Source organism: Streptomyces sp. NPDC050433, assembly GCF_044458565.1.
GTDB lineage: Bacteria > Actinomycetota > Actinomycetes > Streptomycetales > Streptomycetaceae > Streptomyces.
The window spans coordinates 46,311-65,467 of sequence record NZ_JBITIB010000003.1 but is presented as its reverse complement, the minus strand read 5'-3'; the positions used below and the strand labels follow the sequence as shown (position 1 = coordinate 65,467).

The following is a 19,157-nucleotide window of genomic DNA, read 5'->3' as shown; positions in this document are numbered from 1 at the left end:
TCAGCCTTTCCCTGTTCGTGGGTCGAGGATCATGTACAGCAGGTCCACCGCGTAGTTGACGAGGGTGAACAGCAGGGCGATGGCGAGGGCCGCGCCCTGTACGACGGGGTAGTCGCGCTGAAGCACGCCCTGCACCAGGAGTTGGCCGACACCGCCGTAGGAGAAGACGGTCTCGGTGATCACGGAGCCGCCCAGGAGTGAGCCGAACTGGAGGCCGAGGACGGTGACGATCGGAAGCCAGGAGTTGCGCAGCACGTGGCGGCGGACCACCGCGCCCTGCGCGAGACCTTTCATCCGGGCGGTTCTGACGAAGTCGTCGCCGAGGACCTCCAGCACGGAGGCGCGCACGATCCGGGTGATGTAGCCGGCCATCGACAGCGCCAGGGTGGTGGCGGGCAGGATGAGGTGCTGGATCCAGGGGCCGACCAGCTCGGGCCGGTTCTGCAGGACGGCGTCGATCAGCACGAAGTTCGTCGTCGGCGAGTAGTCGAGCGAGCTGGGCAGCCGGCCGAGCACGGGCAGCCAGCGCAGTTGGACACCGAAGACGACGATGCCGAGGACACCGAGCGCGAACCACGGCAGCGAGAAGCTCACGGTGGCCACGGTCCTGGTGACGGTGTCCACCCAGGTGCCCCTGCGGAGTGCGGCGAGTACGCCGGTGGTCACCCCGATCAGCACCGCCAACGCCATGGCGGCCACAGTCAGTTCGATGGTGCCCGGCAGCGCGTCGCCGAGCAGGCTGAGGACACTGTTGGAGCCGAAGAACGACGAGCCGAACCGCAGGTGCACCAGGTCGTCGAGGTAGCTGACGTACTGGGTGAGCAGCGGCTGGTCGAGGCCCAGGGCCTGGCCGGCGCGCGCTTCGTTCTCCGCGATCTGCTCGGCCGACAGGTTTGTTCCGCCGCCCGCGAGGGATGCGGCGGGCGAGCCGGGCAGCAGCCGCATGGCGAGGAACACCAGGGACGCCAGCGCGAACAGCACGACCGGCACGGCCAGCAGCCGGACGGCCATGACCCGGAGGGTGCCGAGGCTCCCGGAGCCGGGGCGTCGCGGGCGCCGGGGACGAGGCACCGTGAGGGTGCTCATACGGTCCCCCGGGGGTCGAGCGAATCCCGCAGGTCGTCACCGACGAAGTTGCAGGCCACCACGTACAGCAGGGTCAGGCCCGCGGGGAGCACCACGAGCCGCGGTGCGGAGTGCAGGAACTCCTGACCGGCCTGGACCATGTAGCCCCAGTCGGACGTGGGCGGTTGGATGCCGAGGCCGAGATAGGACAGGCCGGCGGCGAAGCCTGCCGCTACGGAGAGGGTCATCACGACCTGGGCCAGCATCGGCCCGGCGATGTTGGGCAGGATTTCCTGGAACAGCACGCGGGGGGTGCGGGTTCCGCCGAGCCTGGAGGCGACGACGTAGTCCTTGGCGGCTTCCCGGGTGGTGAGGGCGCGGGCCAGCCGGGCCAGGCCGGGTGCCAGGGAGACGCCGATGCCGACGGTGAGGCTCACGGTGCCCGGTCCCGCCGCGGCCACCAGCAGGATGACGAGCAGGATCGACGGGAACGCGAGCGCCAGGTCGACGACACGCATCAGCGTCTGCTCGGCAATCCCGCCGACGTAGCCCGCGAGCAGGCCGATACCGGTGCCGGCCGCGGCGGCGAGGGCGGTTGCCGCGAAGGACACCAGCAGCAGGGGACGCGCCCCGTACACCAGCCGGGCCAGTTCGTCGCGGCCCAGATCGTCGGTGCCGAGCGGATGGCCGGGCGAGCCGATGGGCAGCAGCGCCGAGGGAGTCTGGCGTGCCGGGTCGGCCTGGATCAGCAGCGGCCCGACGAGGGCGACGAGGATCACGGCGGCCAGGAACACCCAGGACACCACGGCCGGCCAGGACCGGCCGATGCCCAGGCCGCGCAGCCTCTCAAGCGGGCCCGGCCGCCCCGCCCGGCCCCTGATGGGAGCGGGACGGGGGTCGGGGGGACCGGCGTCCCCCGGTGTCCCCTCGATGGAGCCGGTCACGGCACCAGCCGGATCAGACACTGGCCTTCTCCATGAAACAGCGATGGGTGCTGAGGGCGGCGGTGTTCATGCCCTTCACGTCGGCGCCGCTGACCACCAGATTGGTGGAGCAGGCCAGCATGGAGATCACCATGTACTCCTCCGCCCAGCGACGCTGTATCCGGGAGTAGGCGGCGGTGCGCTTCGTACCCTCCGGCAGGTTCTTGGCCTCCCTCAGCTCGTCCGCCAGCGTCTCGGCGCCTTCCAGCGTGTCCAGGCCGGTAATGGTGCTGCCGTAGAGACCTCCGGGGTTGGCCATCGAGCCGACCATGTTGTTGGGGTCGGGCACGTAGGAGTTGCGTTCCCAGATCATCAGGTCGTGGAAGTCGTCCTTCCCGTCGGCGAGCCGGCTGAAGTAGGACGCCGGGTCGACGGACGCGGTCTTCACTGTGAACCCGGCGTCCTCCAGGTTCTGCTTGATGATCTGGGCGGCCTTGGGGTGCCAGGAGTCGCTGGCCGCCATGAGCCCGATCTCGCGGCCCTCCGCCCCGGCCTCGGCGAGCAGCCTCTTGGCCTGTGCGAGGTTCCTCTCGCTGAGATCGGCGAGGCTGGTGTCGTAGCCGTTCTGGCTCGGCGGGATGGCATAGCCCTTCGGTTCTCTGCCGACGCCGTAGAAGGCTTGCCGCAGGATCGCCTTGCGGTCGATGGCCAGGTTGATGGCCTTGCGCACCTTCAGCTCGGGGACGCGCCGGGCATCGATCATCAGGATCGCGTCGAAGCCGGCCGGGGTGTCGTGGACGGTGACCGCGGGGTCGGACTTCAGCTGTCGGGCGGCCGAGTAGGGGGTGAACTGGGTGGCGGACAGGTCGCCGCTGAGCAGGGAGCTGACGATCGTCGACGGGTCCTGCACCTGGCGCAGGACCAGTCGGTCGACCGGTGGGCGGCCGAGCCGGAAGCCGTCGAACGCCTTGAGGGTGATCGACTGGCCCGAGGTGGCCGAGGTGAGCGTGAAGGGGCCGGTACCGACGAGGTGCTTGCCGATGTCGGCGCCGTACTTGTCGAGGGCCGCCTTGGAGATGACTCGTCCGCCGATGTCGGAGAGTTGGGCGAGGACGGTGCGGTCCGGCGTCTTGAGGACCAGTTTGACGGTGAGTTCGCCCTCGGCGGTGAGCGAGGCGACGTTCGCGCCGAGCGAGGCGAGTGGTCTGGTGGCGCCCTTGGGCAGGGTCTTGTTCTCGGGGTCGAACTGCCGGTTGAGGCTCGCCAGGACGTCCGCGGAGGTGAGGGTCGTGCCGTCGTGGAACGTCACGCCCTCGCGGAGGGCGAAGGTGTAGGTGAGCTGGTCGTCGGAGATCGTCCAGCTCTTCGCGAGGTCTCCGGTGGGTTCGTTGGACTCGAAGGATATGAAGGTGAGGCCTCGGCAGACGCAGTCCACCGCCATCCAGTCGCCGAGCGTGGTGTAGAAGGCGGGGTCGTTGACGGCACTGGTGGAGTCGATGCCGAGGGTCAGGGTGCCGCCCTTGCCGGATCCGCCGCCGGACTTCCCGGACCCGTCGGCCACGCCGCAGGCGGTGAGCAGAGGGGTGAGTCCGAATCCCACTCCGACACCGAGGACACCCGCTCCGCGCAACATGGTGCGGCGCGAGACGTCCGGTCCGGTCGGCTGATGTGAGGGTGATCCCTGCGACTGATCCGGCATGAGGGCCTCCTTGGGGGCGCCATTCCTGTAAGGAATGGATCTAATCAACAAGGGATTGGATCCAAAGTATCGTGTCCGGCTCGCGCTTCACGGGTGTATCCCGGACGTTACGAGCTGATGAATCACGAGCTTGTGCGACAACTGCGGGCATGAGTTGACATCACATGGTTTGTGACGCCTGGTCAGTTCGCGCAGCAGTGGTCGCCGCTGCCGCCGGCGGAGGGGTCGGGGATGTCCATGGCGGGGTTGCGATCGAAGAATCCGTCGGGCTCGAAGACCAGCCTCACCTTGTCGACCGGCATGACCGGCCACTGCTCGGGACGCGGGAAGTGATGCGATCCCACGACCGGCCACAGCACCAGTTCCGCCCCGTCAAGCGAACGGTTCTTCCGCTGCCAGATATGTACGCCGTCCTCACCGGGCTCCGCCTGGTTCGGGTACTGGCCGCCGAGGTACTGCTCGGCCGGGTCCGAGACGGTCGCCCACAGATGCTGGTGAACGAAGGGCGCCCGGCGGGCCATCACCGAGTCGGGCCGCGCGAACGGCCGGGTGGTGTGGGGCAGCAGCAGCCGGTACGCCGTCGGGTCCCCGTAGCGGTTCGTCCGCTCGGCGCTCTCCACCCGCCAGTGCCGCGCCGTCGCCGGGCTTGTCCTGCGGGCGGCCTCGGACTCGGAGAGCAGCGGCGTACGCACCATCCGGACCGCGTTGCCGTACGGGTCGTGGGCAGGGTCGTCCTCGGCCTCGGCGTTCTCCTCCACCAGACGGTTGCGCGAGCCGTCGACCGCGACATCCAGGCGCAGACCGAAGTAGTGCTGATGCGTGGGGGTCTGGACGTTGCGCGAGACCACCCGGCCGTGGCGCACCTCCTCGCCCTCCTGAATGCCGGAGGCCGACAGCATGCCGGTGAGCTTGATCTCCAGCTCGATCCTGCCGTCCTGGTAGAGCGACCAGTAGAAGCCGTAGTCGTAGTTGGCCACCGTCTGGAAGCTGGAGATGATCAGCCGCCGGGAGCGGCGCACCTCGTTCACCCCGCGGCGCAGGTCGTTGTGCTTCCAGAGGATGCCGTCGTCCTCCTCGTGCATGCAGATCGCCTGGGAGATCTCCTGGGCGCTGCCGTCGCCCCCGAGGTAGGCCGCGTCGAAGTAGTGGATGACCCCCAGGCAGTCGCAGCCCAGTGCCAGGGAGTTGGTGAGCGGGCCCGCGCCGTACTCGCCCCAGTCGAAGAAGTTCTTGCGGAACTGGGTGGAGCTCGGGTCGAGATAGGGGACGTACATCTCGTTGCAGGCGGCGCGCTTGAGCACCGAGCGGTCCAGGAAACGCAGGTCGTACAGCACCAGGCCCTCGCGGTGGGTGAAACCGACCCGGAAGTCCCAGCCCTGCCAGCGGACCCGGTGGCCGTCGACGCTGAAGCTCGGGCCCTCCGGCTGCACCACCTCCAGCGGCTTGAGGCCCTCGCGGTCCGGGCCGAAGCCTCCGGCCGCCAGCGGGCCGGGCTCCTGCGAGACCGGGACGACGCCGTGGTCCTCGACCTCCAGCACCTCCATGGTCGCCATGTCGATGAGCGGGATCACGCCCTGCACGGGACGGACGTAGGCGTTGTCGTCCTCCTGGACCCGGTGCCAGACCGAACCCCAGGTGATCCGGCGGTCCTTGTACTTCTCCGGCACGAAGCCGCCGATGGACTCGGCGTCGATCACGGTCAGGGACACGTCGTGGATGCCGCGCCGGGCCAGCGCCTCGCGGAACGCCGGACTCTCCCGGCACGCCCGGGCCGCGGCGCGCGCCTCGGTCGAGGTGATGCCGGGGCGGCGGATGTCCACGGGCCGCCAGCCCAGGCAGCGCGGCTCGGCGCCGAGCTGGATGTCGATCTCCCACCCGCCGGGCAGGTCGTGGTCCATCGCGACCAGCCCGATGCGGAGTTCACCCTCGGGCTGCCCGCCGGCCATGACCTCGCGGGCGAAGTTCTCGTCAAGCACCGCGCCCCAGAACCGGGTCCGCTCGCCGAGCCGTCCGTCGGCCCGCGCCACCGCGACCGCCGCGTCGATCTCCGCGGGGGACAACGGGTCCATGGGGTGGGTGCGGTCCCGCCGCGCGGGCACGCGGGTACTGACACTCCCGGGACGATGATTCATCGCTTGCTCCATTCACTCGCGCGAACCGCGGATCCGATAGTGGATCCTGAAAGCACTGAACTGGATACATAATGGTGGTGGAGTCCGCCACGGGTTCCGCCCGCTGCCGGGGCCGGGGGTCCCGCTGTGGCTCCGCCCGCTTTCCGGACCGCCGATCCGCACCTTCCCGACCTGACGGAGGTTTCATGGACACCGCCCCAGCACCGGACGAGAGTTCGCCCGGAGGAACGGGCAAGGCCCTCGTCGACGACACGGCCGCCGCCATCAGGGCACGCATCCTCTCCGGCCTGATCCCCATCGGGGCCCAGCTCCGCCAGGCCGAGCTCGCCAAAGTCCTCGGTGTGAGCCGCACCCCCGTGCGGGAGGCGCTGCGGCAGCTCCAGGCCGGCGGTCTCATCGAGGTGCTGCCCAACCGGGGCGCCGTCGTCCGCGTCCCCGCCCCCTGGGAGGTTCGCGAAGCGTACGAGGTACGCGCCGAACTCGAAGGGCTCGCCTGTGTGCGGGCCGTGCGGGCGATCACCGCCGACGTGCTGCGGGAGCTGCGCCAGGCCAACGAGACGGTACGGGCAAAGAGCGGCAGACCCGCACCCGAGGACGGGGCTTCGCCCTCCACCTCGGCGAACGACTGCTTCCACACACTCATCCACACCACCGCGGGCAACGAGCGGCTCGCCCGGGCGATCAAGGACATCAACGAGGCGTTCCCGCGCAACATCTCCGCCCTCGTCCTCCGTGACAACCCCCGTCACCGTGAGGACAACCTTCGTGAGCACGAACGGATCGTCGAAGCGCTCGCCGCCGAGGACGCCGACGAGGCCCGCAGCCAGATGAAAGCCCATGTGGTCAATGCCGGCGAGCAGTTGGCCCGGTGGTACGAGCAGCGGTCGGCCACCGTCTTCCGGGGCTGACGCCCCGCCCGTGCGGGCGCCGGGACTCATGCCCGCGCCCCCCGCGTCGCTCCGCCGTCACCGGGGCGTCCGTGTTCCCCGGCCCCGGCCATCGCGGCCGGGGACAGGAAGTCGAGGTCGGCCCGCTCCTTGCCCTCCGCCAGGTCCGCGAGCGCGGCGCCCAGCGCCGGGCCGAACTTGAAGCCGTGGCCGGAGCAGGCCGCGACCACCAGGACACGCTCATCGCCGGGCAGCCGCCCGACGGCGAACCGGTTGTTCGGTGCCATGGTGTAGCGGCAGGTGATCGCCTCCTCCACCGGACCGTCGGCCGCCGGAAGGAACCGCGAGGCCAGGCCGAGAAGCCGGTCGCGCTCGGCCGCGGTGACCGGGGCCGCCCGCATGGACGGGTCCTCCTCCGGGCCGTGGTCCAGCCCGATCTTGACGCCGGCACCGTCGAACGCGGGGATGCCGTACAGCAGGCCCACGTCCGGGACCTCGACCGAGAACGGACCGAGGAGCGGCGGCTGAAGCAGGTGCTGCCGTGACGAGCCGATGTGCACGTTGACGATCCGTACGACGCTCAGCGCTCCGGCGAAGGCGGGCAGCAGTTCGCCGGTCCAGGGGCCCGCGGCGACGACCAGCCGGTCTGCCCGCAGCACGCCCAGATCCGTCTCGACACGTACGCCGTCGCCGTCCCGGCGCCAGCCGATTACGGCGCAGCCGTCCCGCCGGTCCACGCCGTGGAGACGGCCGAGCGAGGCCAGCGCCGTGAGCGAGGCCGCCGCGTCCACGACCCCGGCGGCCGGGTCGTGCACGGCGGAGAAGCCCTCGCACAGCCGCAGGCCCGGGAACAGCTCCGCGGCACGAGAATGGTCCACCTGCTCGCAGTCAGGGCCGCGCAAGGTGGTCGGGGCGCCGGCCGCACGGGCGTACAGACCACCGGTCCTGGTCAACAGCCTTTGTCCGGAGGCCAGTTCGAGTTCCTCCCAGGCCGCATAGGCGGCCTCGACCAGCGGGTCCCACACCGGGGAGGGGTACGCGCGTCTGATCATCCGGGTCCGGCCGTGCGAGGAGCCCTGAGCGTGCCCCGCCGGGAACCGGTCGAGGTGGATGACGCGCGCGCCCCGGGCCGCCAGTCGCCAGGCGGCGGAGGACCCGTGAATCCCGGCCCCGACCACGATCACATCGGCCCGTCCGCCACCGCCACCGCCACCGTGCCCGGTGCGACGCGCGGGACCGGGTTGGTGCTTCTCCACGACGGCGGCGGAGCCGGTGGCGGGGTTCTCCACGACGGCGGCCGGGCCGGGGGCGAACCCGGTGAGCGGCGCCCGGTCGGCGTGGGGCAGGGCGAGTGCCGCCGCGGTGTGACGTCGCCGTTCCCGTTCCGTCAGGAAGGCAATGAGGGCGTCCACGTCATCCTTGCTGTTGTATACGTGGAAGGAGGCCCGCGCGACGCGTGCCAGCCCGCGTCTCCCCAGATCCCACTGCCCGTGCGAGGCGGGCACCGTCGTCAGACGGCAGCCGGTGGCCCGCAACTCCCGTACGGTCTCGCGCGGGTCCTCGCCCTCCCGCAGGAAGGTGACGATCCCCGACGCCGCCGCCGGAGGATCGACGACCCGGATTCCCGGCACGCCGGACAGCCCGGCCCGCGTTCGTCCCGCCAGCGCGGTCACGTGGTCCCGGATCCGTTCCACCCCGAGGTCCAGCGTCTCCTGAACGGCCGTACCCAGCCCCAGCCGCAGCGCGTGGGAGGCTTCCCACGTCTCGTACCGCTGCGCCCCGGCCACGAGTTCGTAGCGGTGGGCCGCCGACCACTGGGCGCCCCGCACATCGGGGGCGGCGGGCCGGCTCCTGTCCCGCAGCTCCGGGCCGACATACAGCAGCCCGGTCCCGCGCGGGCCGCGCAGGAACTTCCGGCCCGTGGCGACGACGACACCGCAGCGCAGCTCGTCGACGCTGACCGGGAGCTGCCCGAGCGACTGCGTCGCGTCCAGCAGCATCGGCACGCCCGCACGGGCGGCCAGCGCGCCGACCTCGGCGACCGGTTCCACCAGCCCCGACGAGGTGGGCACATGGGCGACCGTGACAAGCGCCGCAGGCCTGCGCAGGGCCGTCTCCAGCGCGCCGAGGTCCACCTGTCCGCTCGCGTCCGCGGGCAGCACCTCAAGCACGATGCCGTGCGACTCCCGCAGTTCCAGCAGGTGCAGGGCGGAACTCACGTACGTGGACGAGGTGGCCAGGACCCGGTCCCCCGCCCTGAGCCGCAGTGCGCCGAGCGCGCGCTGCCAGGCCACCGACGCACTTTCCACCAGTGCGATGTCCTCGGGCCCGGCGCCGAGCAGCCGCGCCGCCGCACCGTACACCTCCTCCATGCGGGCGCTCAGAGCCTCGGCCGCCTCGTAACCACCCAGCAGGGACTCCAGGCGCAGGTGCTCGGTGACGGCGGACAGCGTCGCCAGGCTGGGCAACGCGGCGCCCGCGGCGTTCAGATGGCGGGCGTGCCGCATGCCCGGGGTCGCGGCGCGCAGCGAGGCGACGTCGAGGGCTCCGTGCCGGGCGGCGGCCGGGTGCGCCGCGGTGTCGACTGTGTTGGCGTTCATAGTGCGACGACCACCGCCTTGCGCTCGCAGTAGGACAGGAGGGCGTCGTCGCCCAGGTCCCGGCCCAGTCCTGAGTCGCCGAAGCCGCCGAAGGGCAGCGCCGGGTCGAAGACGTTGTAGGTGTTGATCCACACCGTCCCGGCCCGCAGCCGCGCCGCCATCCGGTGGGCCCGGGACAGGTCCCTGGTCCAGACCCCTGCCGCGAGGCCGTAGGCGGTGTCGTTGCCGATGGCGACGGCCTCCTCCTCGTCCTCGAACGGGATGACCCCGATCACCGGGCCGAAGATCTCCTCACGCGCGATCCGCATACCGCTGGTGACGCCGGTGAAGAGCGTGGGTTCGACGAAGAACCCCGCCCGGTCCGGCACACCGCCGCCGACCGCGAGGGTCGCTCCCTCGGCGACGCCGGCTTCGACGTATCCGAGAACCTGGGCGCGCTGCTCCTCGGAGACCAACGGTCCGACGGTGACGCCGCCGTCGAGGCCGTTGCCCACCGGGACCCCGCGCACAGCCTCGACGAGACGTTCTTCCATCTCCGCGAGGACGGAGCGCTGGACCAGCAGCCTGCTGCCGGCCGTGCACATCTGCCCCGAGTGACCGAACCCGGCCCGCATGGCGGTGGCGACGGCTGCGCCGAGGTCGGCATCGGCGAAGACGATGTTGGGGCTCTTGCCGCCGAGTTCCAGGGTGAGGCGCTTGACGGAGGGGGCCGCAGCGGCCATGACCTGTCGGCCGACTTCGGTGGAGCCGGTGAAGGACACCTTTGCCACGCCGGGGTGCGCGGTAAGGGCGGCGCCCACCGCGCCGTCTCCGGTCAGCACGTTGAGTACGCCCGCAGGCAGGCCCGCCTCCTCGCACAGGGCGGCGACGCGCAGCATGGTCAGCGGGGTCTGCTCGGCGGGTTTGACGACGACGGTGCAGCCTGCGGCCAGCGCTGGGGCCAGCTTGAAGCAGCCGGTCATGATGGGGAAGTTCCACGGCAGGATCAACGCCGCCACGCCGGCCGGCTCGGGCACCGTGAAGATGTGGTGCCCACTGTCGACGGGAACGACGGTGCCGGTCAGGCGCGCCGGGGCCCCCGCGAAGTGCCGGAACGTCCTGGCGCTCATCGCCGTGTCGGCGCGCGACCGTTCGACCGGTTTGCCGTTGTCCCGCGTCTCCAGCACCGCCAGCTCCTCGGCGTGCTCCTCGATCAGCTCGGCGACACGGTTCAGCACGCGGGACCGCTCCGCGGCGGGCAGGCCCCGCCAGCGGCCGTCCTCGTGCGCACGGGCCGCGGCAGCCACGGCGCTGTCCACGTCGTCGGAGGTGGCCTGCGCGACACGGGCCAGGGCCTCGCCCGAGGCCGGGTCGAGGACCGGGAACGTAAGCCGGTCTCCGGGGGCGATCCACCGGCCGTCGACGAAGAAGGGTTCCAGGTCCATGGGCTGTGCGGTGAACATCGTCATGAGATCTTCCGTAAGGGTGTCGGGTGGCCCGGGAGGGCCGGTTGAGGAAGCCGGCCGGTCAGAAGAGGTCGAAGTACTCGCGCTGCTCCCAGTCCGAGACGTGGCCCAAGTAGCGTGCGAACTCCTCACGTTTGATCCCCGTGAGCCAGGCCACGACGTCCTGGCCGAATGCCCGGGTGAAGACCGGATCCGCGTCGAGCGCGTCCAATGCCTGAGCCAGCGACCCCGGAAGTCGTGGGGCCTTCGCGTCGTACGGATCGAGGACCGGCGGGCCGGGATCCAGCTTCCGGGCCATTCCGTCCATCCCGCTGATCACCTGCGACGCCACGTAGAGGTACGGGTTGGCCGCCGGTTCGCCCGATCTGTTCTCAAGCCGTACGCCACCGGTGTCCGGACCGCCGACGACCCGCACCATGGCCCCCTTGTTGTCGACCCCCCACACCACTCGGTCCGGTGCCAGCGACAGCGGCAGGTACCGCTTGTACCCGTTGACGGTGGGGGTGGTGAACACGGTGGCGGCCGCGGCGTGCTCCAGCAGACCGGCCAGGTAGTGCCGGCCCTGCGCCGACAGCACCTCACCGTCCCCCGCCCGCGCCGCCGACGGGGCGAAGACGGCCTCGCCGGTCTCCCGGGAGCGCAGCGACTGGTGCAGATGCCAGCCGGTCGACGCGGTCTCCGCACCGGCCGGTCGGGACATGAACGTGGCGTGGTAGCCGTTCCTCCGGCAGATCTGCCGCACCGCCGCCCGAGTCAGCAACGCGTCGTCCGCGGCACGCGCGGCGCCCCGCGCGTCCAGCGTCAACTCCATCTGGTTGGGACCGAATTCGAGTTCGAGGGAGCGCAGCGGCAGATCCAGGCCGGTGAGTCCGCGGTGCAGCAGGGCCACCAACCCGTCCAGCCGGTCAAGTCCTTCCTCGTGCAGCAGTTGCGAGCCGCCGCTCACCGGCTCCACCTCGGGCGGTGGGCCGGGCGCGCCGGGCCTGCCCACGCCCACCCGTAGGGAACCGGCCGCCGGGCGGAACACATGGAACTCCAGCTCCACGCCGACCGTGAGGTCGTATCCCGCCCCTGCCAGCGCGTCCAGCCTGCCGCGCAGCATTCCGCGCGGGCAGAACGGCGCGGGCGTGCCGTCCGGGTGGAACACGTCGCACAGGATCCAGCCGGTGCGCTCGGCCCAGGGCAGCACCCTGAACGTCGTCGGGTCGGGCACCAGGACGATGTCGCCGGCGCCGGCGAAGTGCCGCGAGACCCGTGGGTCGCCGCCCGAGAACACCGGGAGGACGGTCCTGCCGGAGGTGTCCTTCAGCAGCAGTGAGGAGGGGGTGGTGACCCCGGAGCGCAGCGCGCCGGGCACCGCGTCGCGCGTCAGCGTCTTGCCGCGCAGCACACCGTGCTGGTCGGCGAAGGAGAACCGCACCATGTCCAGGCCGAGTTCGTCGATCACACGGCGGATCTGACCGGCGGCGGCGCGCTGCCGGTCGTCCCACAGCCCGTGGCGATCCACGAATCCGTCGGCTCCGGCGTCCGTCAGCGGGCGCGCCCCCGAGCCCTCGCCGCCCTCGGCCAGTGGCCGTTCGTCAGCGCTGCGCACGAGGCACGTCCCGCCCGGCCCACGGAGACCGTCCGCGCCGCTCCGACTCCCGCTCCCGCCAGGCCTGTTCCCAGCCTTCGACGGGGGTGAGGGTGTCGATGGCCGGAGGGCCGGTCAACTTCTCGGCGGAGTGCGGGTCGAGCGGCAGAGCCGGCACCGGATTGCCGTTCTCGAAGGAGTCGATCGCCTTCAGCAGCAGCCGACGGTTGGCCGTGACGGCACGGTCGGACACACCGAGCCGCTCAACGGTGCGGTCCTGGACGGGCCCCATGCTCTCCACGGCCCACTGGTCGTGGACGTTGATGTCCAGCCCCATGCCCGTATAGGTGAGTTCCCGCTGCTCCGTGGGGTCGAAGCCCCAGTCGTTCGTCCGGTTGCGCAGCGGGCGGTAGTCGGGCAACGACACTTCCCTCAGCCGCTGGGCCAGCAGTCTCTCCTGGTCCGTGACCTCTTCGAAGTCGTAGAGGATCATGAACCAGTAGTGGTTCTCGTCGTCGATGGGGACGTGCCACTGGCAGAACGACTTGCTGTTGCCGAAGGGCACCACGAAGGCGTTCGGGAACACCAGGTTGGTGATCCGCGCGTGCCGTACGTCCTCGGTGAGATCGCGCAGCGCGAAGACCCGGAGACCGTGCTCGGCGCCCTCCACCTCGATGTCCGGGCGGAAGTTGTCGCCGACCAGTTCCGACAGCTTCTTCCCGGTGCCGGCCACCTCCTCGCTGAACTGCTGCCCGTATGTCTCGCGGGGGTCCTCTCCGACGAAGCGGTGCAGGAAGGAGACATGGCTCGGGTCGATCCCGCCCTCCACCCCCTGGAGCCAGTTGCACTCCCAGCGGCCTTTGAAGGCGAAGGTGTACGGCTCGGGGGCGCGGAAGCAGTCGTAGGCCGGAAACGGTGGCGGGTCTCCGGCGCCAAGGTAGGCGAAGACGATGCCGTTGCGTTCCGCACACGGGTAGCTCGGGATGCGCACCTTCGCGGCGAAGGAGCTGTGCTCGGGCTCCGCCGGTTGTTCCAGGCACCGGCCGTCCGGCCCGTACAGCCATCCGTGGTAGAGGCAGCGCAGACCGCCGTTCTCCCGCCTGCCGTACGAGAGGTCGACCCCGCGGTGTGCGCAGTAGCGGCCGACCAGACCCCATTCACGTGTGGAGGCCACCATGGGGGATCCGTCGTCGCCCTCGTCGTGGATCTCGTCCCGACGGAAGAGGACGAGATCCTCGCTCATGATTCGGAGCGCCTTGACCGGGCGGTCCTCGGGCATCTCCGAGACAAGGGCGACGGGCTGCCAGTAGGCACGCAGGAGCCCGCCCAGCGGTGTGCCAGGGCCGCTGCGTGTCACACGCTCGTTCTCTTCGCGTCTGAGCATCGCTCTCCTCTTGTATGCGATCACTCCTGCATTGGATCCAATCTTTGCATATTTAGATCCCAGAATGGAAGAGCCCATGGTGACCGGCCGAAAGCCCCTCACGCTCCGTCGACCATTGCGGCCATGGCGGCGACCATGAGCAGGGCGCCCGACTCCTGGAGCAGGACCGCACGGCTTCCCGGGTGGGCCGAGGGAGCGCCGGGCCGAACCCCTGAAGGGACTCCGGGCGGCGGCCATGCCTGGGACACCAGCACGGCACCCGCGCGGGCCAGGGCCCAGCATCCGGCCAGGAGCAGCGCCGGCCACGGTGCCGTCATGGCCCGCTCCGGGGCATCGTGCCCGGCCGCACCGTGCCGCCCCGGCGGCAGGGCCGCCATCGCGGCCAGCAGCGCCATCGCGGCCAGGTTCACCACCTCGGCGCTTCGGCGGAACGAGCAGCCCGAGCGCGCGGTCCACAGGCAGGCGACGGCCAGCGCGGCGACTCCCGCCGTCAGCGACCACCGCCCCCCGGCCCAGGGCCCCATCGGCAGCATGGCCGCCAGGGCGAGGGCGTGCGGCCCCCACTGTCGCGCGGGCGTCGGCAGGTGCCCGGCGAGACACAGGGCGCCGCCCACCGAACCGGCCAGCCATAGCGCGTCATGCACGACATCGACCCAGGACATGGGGCCTCGCGTGACGCGGCGGCGGCACCTGCGTGTTTCGCGGCGGAGCGAACGGAGGGGGAGGTGATGTGCTCACAGCCATCGTGCTCCTGGTGCGATTTGCGCTGGTTGCCGCCTTGGTGGCAGGCAGGAACAACGTGCACCGTGCATGTTTCAAGTCGGGACGGCGCCGCGTTTCCCGCTGATTACGACTCCGGTCCGCACGGAGCCGTTGTCGCACGTCAGCGGCCCGGACGCCGCCCGGCCCGTCCACGCTCCGCTCCTGGACAACCGTGTCGTGGACATCTGCCAAGATCCCCGGCTGCACGCGCACCCGGCCCGGCCACTTCTGGGCTTGATCCGCTTTGACGGACATCCGAGATCAGGGGTTCAGCCCCGGGAGGATGTCCATCATGGAGAGCATGGGGAAGAAGAAGTCTCGCCCTCGCCGCTCGTTCACGTCAGAGTTCAAGGCCGAGATCGTCGAGCTGTGCCGGCGCGGTGACCGCTCGGCCGGTCAGATCGCCAAGGACTTCGATCTGACCGAGCCGCAGTGCGCGACTGGCTGAAGCAGGCCGAGGTCGACGCGGGCGAGCGCGACGGCCTGACGAGCAGCGAACGCGAGGAACTGGCCGCGCTGCCGGAGCCCCGCGCGTCCATGCCGTGCTCAAGCGGGAAGGCGCCGGATGCGGCCGCCGTCGCGTCGCCAGGTTGATGCGGGCCGCCGGAGGCCGTCATAGCCGACGACGGTACCTGACCACGATCCCCGGTCCCCGGGCCGCCTTGCGGACCGAGTGGCACGACCGGTGGTGGAACGCCCGCGTGGCCGAACCGCACACACTGCGCGGCGACGCCTCCAGCATCAAGAACCACGTCATGCCTACTGGGCGGACTGGGAGATGCGGGCCATCACCCGCATGGACGTCGTGCCGGGATGCCGCACACGGCGCAGCGGATCGTGGGAATCAGCAGCCTTCTGTCCCGAGTTCAGTCCAGCCCGCAGCGATCGAGTGCAGCACGAACATGGTTGAGCCCCGCCACTCTCCAGTGGTCCCGGTCAGGCATCTGGTCGGCCTCGCGCCAGCGCCAGGCCGAGAACATCGCCCAGTTCAGGGCGCGGCACTGGTGAATCAGGCCGTGGTCAGCCCCCTCATAGTGCTTCCCCACTTCTTCGGGCGCATGGGCGAGGTCGAACTCGATCGGCCCGCGGCAGCATGTAGCGAGGTCTACGAAGAGCGGCCCTCTCCGCGTGTTGAGGAGGTTGCCCGGATGCGGTTCGCCGTGCAACAGCTGGTCTCTGGCATTCTCGGTGCTGATCGCGGCGCTCAGTCCACTGAGTGTGCCGCTGAGGAGTTCCCGGTCAGACTCGGGCAGTTCGGGGGACTTCTCCCGGTCGTTCACCTCTCCGAGTGCCACGGCGACTCGATCGGTGAAATGCGGTGCGTCCAGATCGATCTGGCGCAGGGCGGCATGGTGCCGCAGGAACGCGTCTGCGTATGCGGCCGGCGCGATCTCTGATTGCGCAGGTTCGTAGTAGGTCCAGAGCGAGATGGCGAAGGCATCACGCAAAGAGACTCGCGGTTCCACCCGAGGATCGAGCTCGGCCACCGGAGCGCCGACGTCGGCAAGACGGCGAGCAACCGCCACCTCGAACTCGGAATCAGCCAGCTGCCCCAAAGGCGCAACCCGAGCCAGAACATCGCAAGGGACCAGGCGCAGCGCGACGCGATCCGAGTTGTGGATGACGACCACATCGTCGACCTGAAGACCCAGCTCAGAAGCGGTCGCCCGTCCGGCCTCAACTGCGCGGCGGAGTTGCAATGGCTCCATACCGTCCTCCCTCATTGTCGTGTAACACATATACGTCTGGGGACGACAGCGACGTCCCCATTGATTTCGCGAACATCATTCAGCGCCCAGACCCGGATCCGGCTGAGGCGGCCCTGGCCATCGCGCTCCGGACACGGAACAGTGTCCGGTGTCCCCGCCGCAGCAGGGCGGCCACCGGCTCCGGGGAACCGGTCTGGCCGTGGTCGACGAACGCGACGAGCGGGTGATGGCCGAAGGTCTTCTTCCAGGTCGGTGTGGCGTCCTGCTTCTGGGAGTGCGCAAGGACGAGCACGTCGTCGATGTCCACGATCACGTGACCCTCGGCGGCCGGAGCGTTCGCACCGGCCAAGTCCCAGACCTGCGTGGGTGCTTCGGCCCGCGCCGTGCGGATCGCGGTGAAGGCCCTCGGTCCGCCTGCGGCGAGGGCGTCGGTGTTAGATGTGGTGGAACTTCATCGGGCGCTCGCACGAGGAGATCGAGGCGGCCCGCAAGGACTGGATGGAGAGCACCCGCTTCGGCGACGTGACGGGCTACGAAGGTGATCGTCTGTCGGCTCCCGAGCTGCCTCCGACGCCCCTCAAACCGCGAGGAAGGGCGCGCGTTTGGTGACCCCCGACCATCGGCTTCAGCGCGAGACCGTCGTGGGTGTTGGCGGCCGACGACAACGCGGCGAGCGTGCGTGCCAGGGACCGCGAGCCCGGCAAGATCCAAACGACAGGCCCTAGCAGACAACCCCTCTGCCCGCGCTCGTTCCAGGGGGCCCTGTCACAACCCTGCTCCGCGCACCCTGGCACAGCGCGGCCTGCCACGATGCGGGACTTCCCAGCACACTGGGCCACACGTGCGGGGCGAGTGAACGAGAGCTGGCGGGAGGAGACGGGTGGCGGGAGACCGGAAGCAGTTGGTCGTGCTGATGCTTGTCGTCCTCCTGGTGATCCTGCCGTTCATCGGTGTGCTCACACTCGCGCCTGCGAGAGCGTCGATCTCGGTCGCGGAGACGTCCAACACCTTGCTTGTCGAAGACAGGGCTGACGCGATGGCCACCTGCGGCAACGCAGAGGAGATCGTGGACCCGGACGCCTGGCCGACAGGCCGTGATCGCCACCGGTCTGTCGCCGAACCCGACACCAAGGCTTCCGCGAGGGGACTCCGGGGGAACGAGTACACCGAGCTGCCGCCAGGCGGGCTCCCGGCGTCGCGCGTCTCATATGGAGCCGCATCAGCCGCCCAGTCGCCTGCGGCACTTCAGGTGTTCCGCTGTTGAGAAGGGCCACGGCGGCAGTTGCGCCGCCCGCCCTCTGAAACACCGGTGTCCCATCGGTACTTGGGCCAGTGTCCGGCCCCCACGCGCATGCGGAACGCCCCTTGCCCGTACCCCTCTCGGCGTTGAAGTCCGGAGTGCGGACGGGCCCGGACCCGTGCGCCGATCGTGCCTCCGGCCTGTCTCGTACGGAGGAGAGTCCAGCGCGAACCGGCGCACCCCCAGGCATCCCGCTTCACGAAACCAGGAAGAACCTCGATGAGTAAGAAGTCGAAACACAAGCTGATCGTGCTGATTGCCCTCGCCGTTCTGGCCATGTCGGCTCTCTTCTACGTCAACCTGCAACATGTACGGGACACAGGACCGCGCGGAGCCGTTTCGTCCGGTGGCATATCCGGGTGGAGTCTCAGCGGTGCTTCGTAAACTCATGTTCTGGAGCGTCACGGTCGTCTTTCCGCTTCCGCTGGTGCTCACTTACGATTCTGTGGCCACGGAGCCGGAACAACTGCGGTTCTACATCTTCCTCGGCCTGGTCGCCTACAGCTGGTGGTTGTTGGCCATCGCGCTCAGCGTGCGACCACCTTGGCTGGACCGGCTCGTAGGACTGAAGTCGATCTACGGCCTGCACGGGATGCTCGGCGTTCTCGCGATCTGCGCCGCTTATCTCCACAGCGAGAATTCGTACTCGCCGAGCCAGTTGGCGCGAGACCTCGGGGACTGGAGTTTCTACGGGGCGCTCACCGTGCTCAGTTACTCCGTGTTCTTCATGAGCGGGTGGCTCACCGACCGGTCGAGGCTGCTGCTCTCGGTGAAGCGGATGCTTGAGAAGGTCTTCCGGCATCAGCTCTCCGTGTGGATCCACCGGCTCAATCTGCTGATCGTGGCCATGATCTGGCTGCACACCCACCTCCTTCTCCGTGTGAACCAGCACCTTTCCCTCATGGTGCTCTTCGACTTGTACACCGTGGTCGTCCTCGGTGTTCATGTGTGGAAGAAGTGGATTGCGCCCGACACGTATCTCACGGGCACTGTCATCGGAAACGAGGCGCGTGGCGAGTCCACCCGCAAGGTGTCCGTGGCGCTCAACGGCACAGCCGCCAAACTGCGGCCGGGTGACTCCCTGTTCCTCCGCTTCGAGGGCACCTCGGCTGTGAGCAAGGAGTGGCACCCCTTCTCCGTGACCGACGACAGCCAGGAGACGCTGACCTTCACCATCAGTCAGCACGGCGACTTCACGCGCCGGCTCGGGAGGGTCGATCCGGGGGCCCTGGTGCGCCTTGAAGGGCCGTTCGGACGGTTTGAATCGATCGTCGAGGGCCGGGATCCGGACGCTCCGCTCGTCCTTCTCGGCATGGGAGCCGGCGTTGCGCCGCTGCTCAGCCTCACGGCGGCCCACCACGCCACGCGCGACATCCACCTGCTGTGGGCGGTGCGCAAGCCGCAGGACGCGTACTACCTGGAAGAGCTTGAGAAATACCGAGCGGCGTCCGAGGGGCGTTTGCAGGTCGCCACGAGCGTCGGTCGATTCCGCCGTGACGCCTTGGCCGGAGTCCTTACCGCCGAGGAGGTCGAGAAGGGCGAGTTCTTCATCGTGGGACCGAATCCCGCCGTCATCGCCAGTCGGCGCATGCTGCGGCGTATCGGAGTCGGCGTACGACGTATCCACGATGAGCGCCTGACCATGTAGACGGCGTGCCGACAGCAGGTCGGGACGCCC

14 protein-coding genes and 2 pseudogenes are annotated in these 19,157 nt (G+C 69.9%); 5 read left to right on the top strand and 11 right to left on the bottom strand.

The window, feature by feature from the left end:
- The 4 genes from ACIBLA_RS05155 to ACIBLA_RS05140 form a co-directional block, all read right to left on the bottom strand.
- Positions 1 to 1,011, bottom strand: coding sequence for an ABC transporter permease (locus ACIBLA_RS05155; RefSeq protein WP_363242963.1), 1,011 nt, complete (start codon positions 1,009 to 1,011; stop codon positions 1 to 3).
- A gap of 71 nt (positions 1,012 to 1,082) precedes the next feature.
- On the bottom strand, positions 1,083 to 2,030 hold the full coding sequence (locus tag ACIBLA_RS05150; protein ID WP_363242962.1) for an ABC transporter permease: 948 nt from the start codon (positions 2,028 to 2,030) through the stop codon (positions 1,083 to 1,085).
- Positions 2,023 to 3,687, bottom strand: coding sequence for an ABC transporter substrate-binding protein (locus ACIBLA_RS05145; protein ID WP_399197786.1), 1,665 nt, complete (start codon positions 3,685 to 3,687; stop codon positions 2,023 to 2,025). The genes ACIBLA_RS05150 and ACIBLA_RS05145 overlap by 8 nt, the downstream gene beginning before the upstream one ends.
- Before the next feature lie 182 nt (positions 3,688 to 3,869).
- Positions 3,870 to 5,819: a primary-amine oxidase gene (locus ACIBLA_RS05140; protein ID WP_399197785.1), complete on the bottom strand. Its 1,950-nt coding sequence runs from the start codon at positions 5,817 to 5,819 to the stop codon at positions 3,870 to 3,872.
- Between the two features lie 185 nt (positions 5,820 to 6,004).
- Here ACIBLA_RS05140 and ACIBLA_RS05135 point away from each other — a divergent pair, with 185 nt between their 5' ends.
- Positions 6,005 to 6,727 (top strand): GntR family transcriptional regulator, encoded by a 723-nt coding sequence (locus ACIBLA_RS05135; RefSeq protein WP_363242959.1) that lies wholly within the window; start codon positions 6,005 to 6,007, stop codon positions 6,725 to 6,727.
- A 26-nt stretch (positions 6,728 to 6,753) separates the two neighbouring features.
- Here the strand turns inward: ACIBLA_RS05135 and solA are convergent, their stop codons facing one another.
- From solA to ACIBLA_RS05110, 5 genes are all read right to left on the bottom strand, one after another.
- Positions 6,754 to 9,306: an N-methyl-L-tryptophan oxidase gene (gene solA, locus ACIBLA_RS05130; RefSeq protein ID WP_399197784.1), complete on the bottom strand. Its 2,553-nt coding sequence runs from the start codon at positions 9,304 to 9,306 to the stop codon at positions 6,754 to 6,756.
- Complete coding sequence (locus tag ACIBLA_RS05125) at positions 9,303 to 10,754, bottom strand: aldehyde dehydrogenase family protein (RefSeq protein WP_399197783.1); 1,452 nt, start codon at positions 10,752 to 10,754, stop codon at positions 9,303 to 9,305. Before ACIBLA_RS05125 ends, solA begins: the two co-directional genes overlap by 4 nt.
- Before the next feature lie 58 nt (positions 10,755 to 10,812).
- A complete protein-coding gene (locus tag ACIBLA_RS05120) occupies positions 10,813 to 12,345 on the bottom strand; it encodes a glutamine synthetase family protein (protein WP_399197782.1) in 1,533 nt (510 codons plus the stop codon).
- Positions 12,332 to 13,708 (bottom strand): aromatic ring-hydroxylating dioxygenase subunit alpha, encoded by a 1,377-nt coding sequence (locus ACIBLA_RS05115; RefSeq protein WP_363242955.1) that lies wholly within the window; start codon positions 13,706 to 13,708, stop codon positions 12,332 to 12,334. The genes ACIBLA_RS05120 and ACIBLA_RS05115 overlap by 14 nt, the downstream gene beginning before the upstream one ends.
- Positions 13,709 to 13,806: 98 nt before the next feature.
- A complete protein-coding gene (locus tag ACIBLA_RS05110) occupies positions 13,807 to 14,370 on the bottom strand; it encodes a hypothetical protein (protein ID WP_363242954.1) in 564 nt (187 codons plus the stop codon).
- A gap of 392 nt (positions 14,371 to 14,762) precedes the next feature.
- Between ACIBLA_RS05110 and ACIBLA_RS05105 the strand changes: the two genes are divergently transcribed.
- Entirely contained in the window at positions 14,763 to 14,918 is a 156-nt protein-coding gene (locus ACIBLA_RS05105; protein WP_399197781.1) for a transposase, read from the top strand.
- A gap of 418 nt (positions 14,919 to 15,336) precedes the next feature.
- Here ACIBLA_RS05105 and ACIBLA_RS05100 read toward each other — a convergent pair whose 3' ends face one another.
- Positions 15,337 to 16,179, bottom strand: coding sequence for a phosphotransferase family protein (locus tag ACIBLA_RS05100; protein WP_399197780.1), 843 nt, complete (start codon positions 16,177 to 16,179; stop codon positions 15,337 to 15,339).
- 148 nt (positions 16,180 to 16,327) lie between these two features.
- Positions 16,328 to 16,609, bottom strand: a pseudogene (locus ACIBLA_RS05095) (transposase); the annotation flags it as partial.
- A gap of 8 nt (positions 16,610 to 16,617) precedes the next feature.
- Between ACIBLA_RS05095 and ACIBLA_RS05090 the strand changes: the two are divergent.
- The 3 genes and pseudogenes from ACIBLA_RS05090 to ACIBLA_RS05080 all read left to right on the top strand — a co-directional run.
- Positions 16,618 to 16,788: pseudogene (locus ACIBLA_RS05090) on the top strand (pirin family protein); the annotation flags it as partial.
- Between the two features lie 298 nt (positions 16,789 to 17,086).
- Positions 17,087 to 17,443 (top strand): hypothetical protein, encoded by a 357-nt coding sequence (locus tag ACIBLA_RS05085; protein WP_399197779.1) that lies wholly within the window; start codon positions 17,087 to 17,089, stop codon positions 17,441 to 17,443.
- Positions 17,444 to 17,852: 409 nt separating this feature from the next.
- The gene (locus tag ACIBLA_RS05080; protein WP_399197778.1) at positions 17,853 to 19,127 is read left to right on the top strand and encodes an FAD-binding oxidoreductase; all 1,275 of its coding nucleotides are present in this window, start codon (positions 17,853 to 17,855) and stop codon (positions 19,125 to 19,127) included.
- Positions 19,128 to 19,157 lie beyond the last annotated feature (30 nt).

Bases quoted from the DNA above. Each gene is read 5' to 3' on its own strand.
- ACIBLA_RS05155 (WP_363242963.1), bottom strand. From the start codon at position 1,011: ATGGCCGTCCGGCTGCTGGCCGTGCCGGTCGTGCTGTTCGCGCTGGCG.
- ACIBLA_RS05145 (WP_399197786.1), bottom strand. From the start codon at position 3,687: ATGCCGGATCAGTCGCAGGGATCACCCTCACATCAGCCGACCGGACCG.
- ACIBLA_RS05140 (WP_399197785.1), bottom strand. From the start codon at position 5,819: ATGAATCATCGTCCCGGGAGTGTCAGTACCCGCGTGCCCGCGCGGCGG.
- ACIBLA_RS05135 (WP_363242959.1), top strand. From the start codon at position 6,005: ATGGACACCGCCCCAGCACCGGACGAGAGTTCGCCCGGAGGAACGGGC.
- solA (WP_399197784.1), bottom strand. From the start codon at position 9,306: ATGAACGCCAACACAGTCGACACCGCGGCGCACCCGGCCGCCGCCCGG.
- ACIBLA_RS05125 (WP_399197783.1), bottom strand. From the start codon at position 10,754: ATGACGATGTTCACCGCACAGCCCATGGACCTGGAACCCTTCTTCGTC.
- ACIBLA_RS05115 (WP_363242955.1), bottom strand. From the start codon at position 13,708: ATGCTCAGACGCGAAGAGAACGAGCGTGTGACACGCAGCGGCCCTGGC.
- ACIBLA_RS05110 (WP_363242954.1), bottom strand. From the start codon at position 14,370: ATGTCCTGGGTCGATGTCGTGCATGACGCGCTATGGCTGGCCGGTTCG.
- ACIBLA_RS05105 (WP_399197781.1), top strand. From the start codon at position 14,763: ATGGAGAGCATGGGGAAGAAGAAGTCTCGCCCTCGCCGCTCGTTCACG.
- ACIBLA_RS05100 (WP_399197780.1), bottom strand. From the start codon at position 16,179: ATGGAGCCATTGCAACTCCGCCGCGCAGTTGAGGCCGGACGGGCGACC.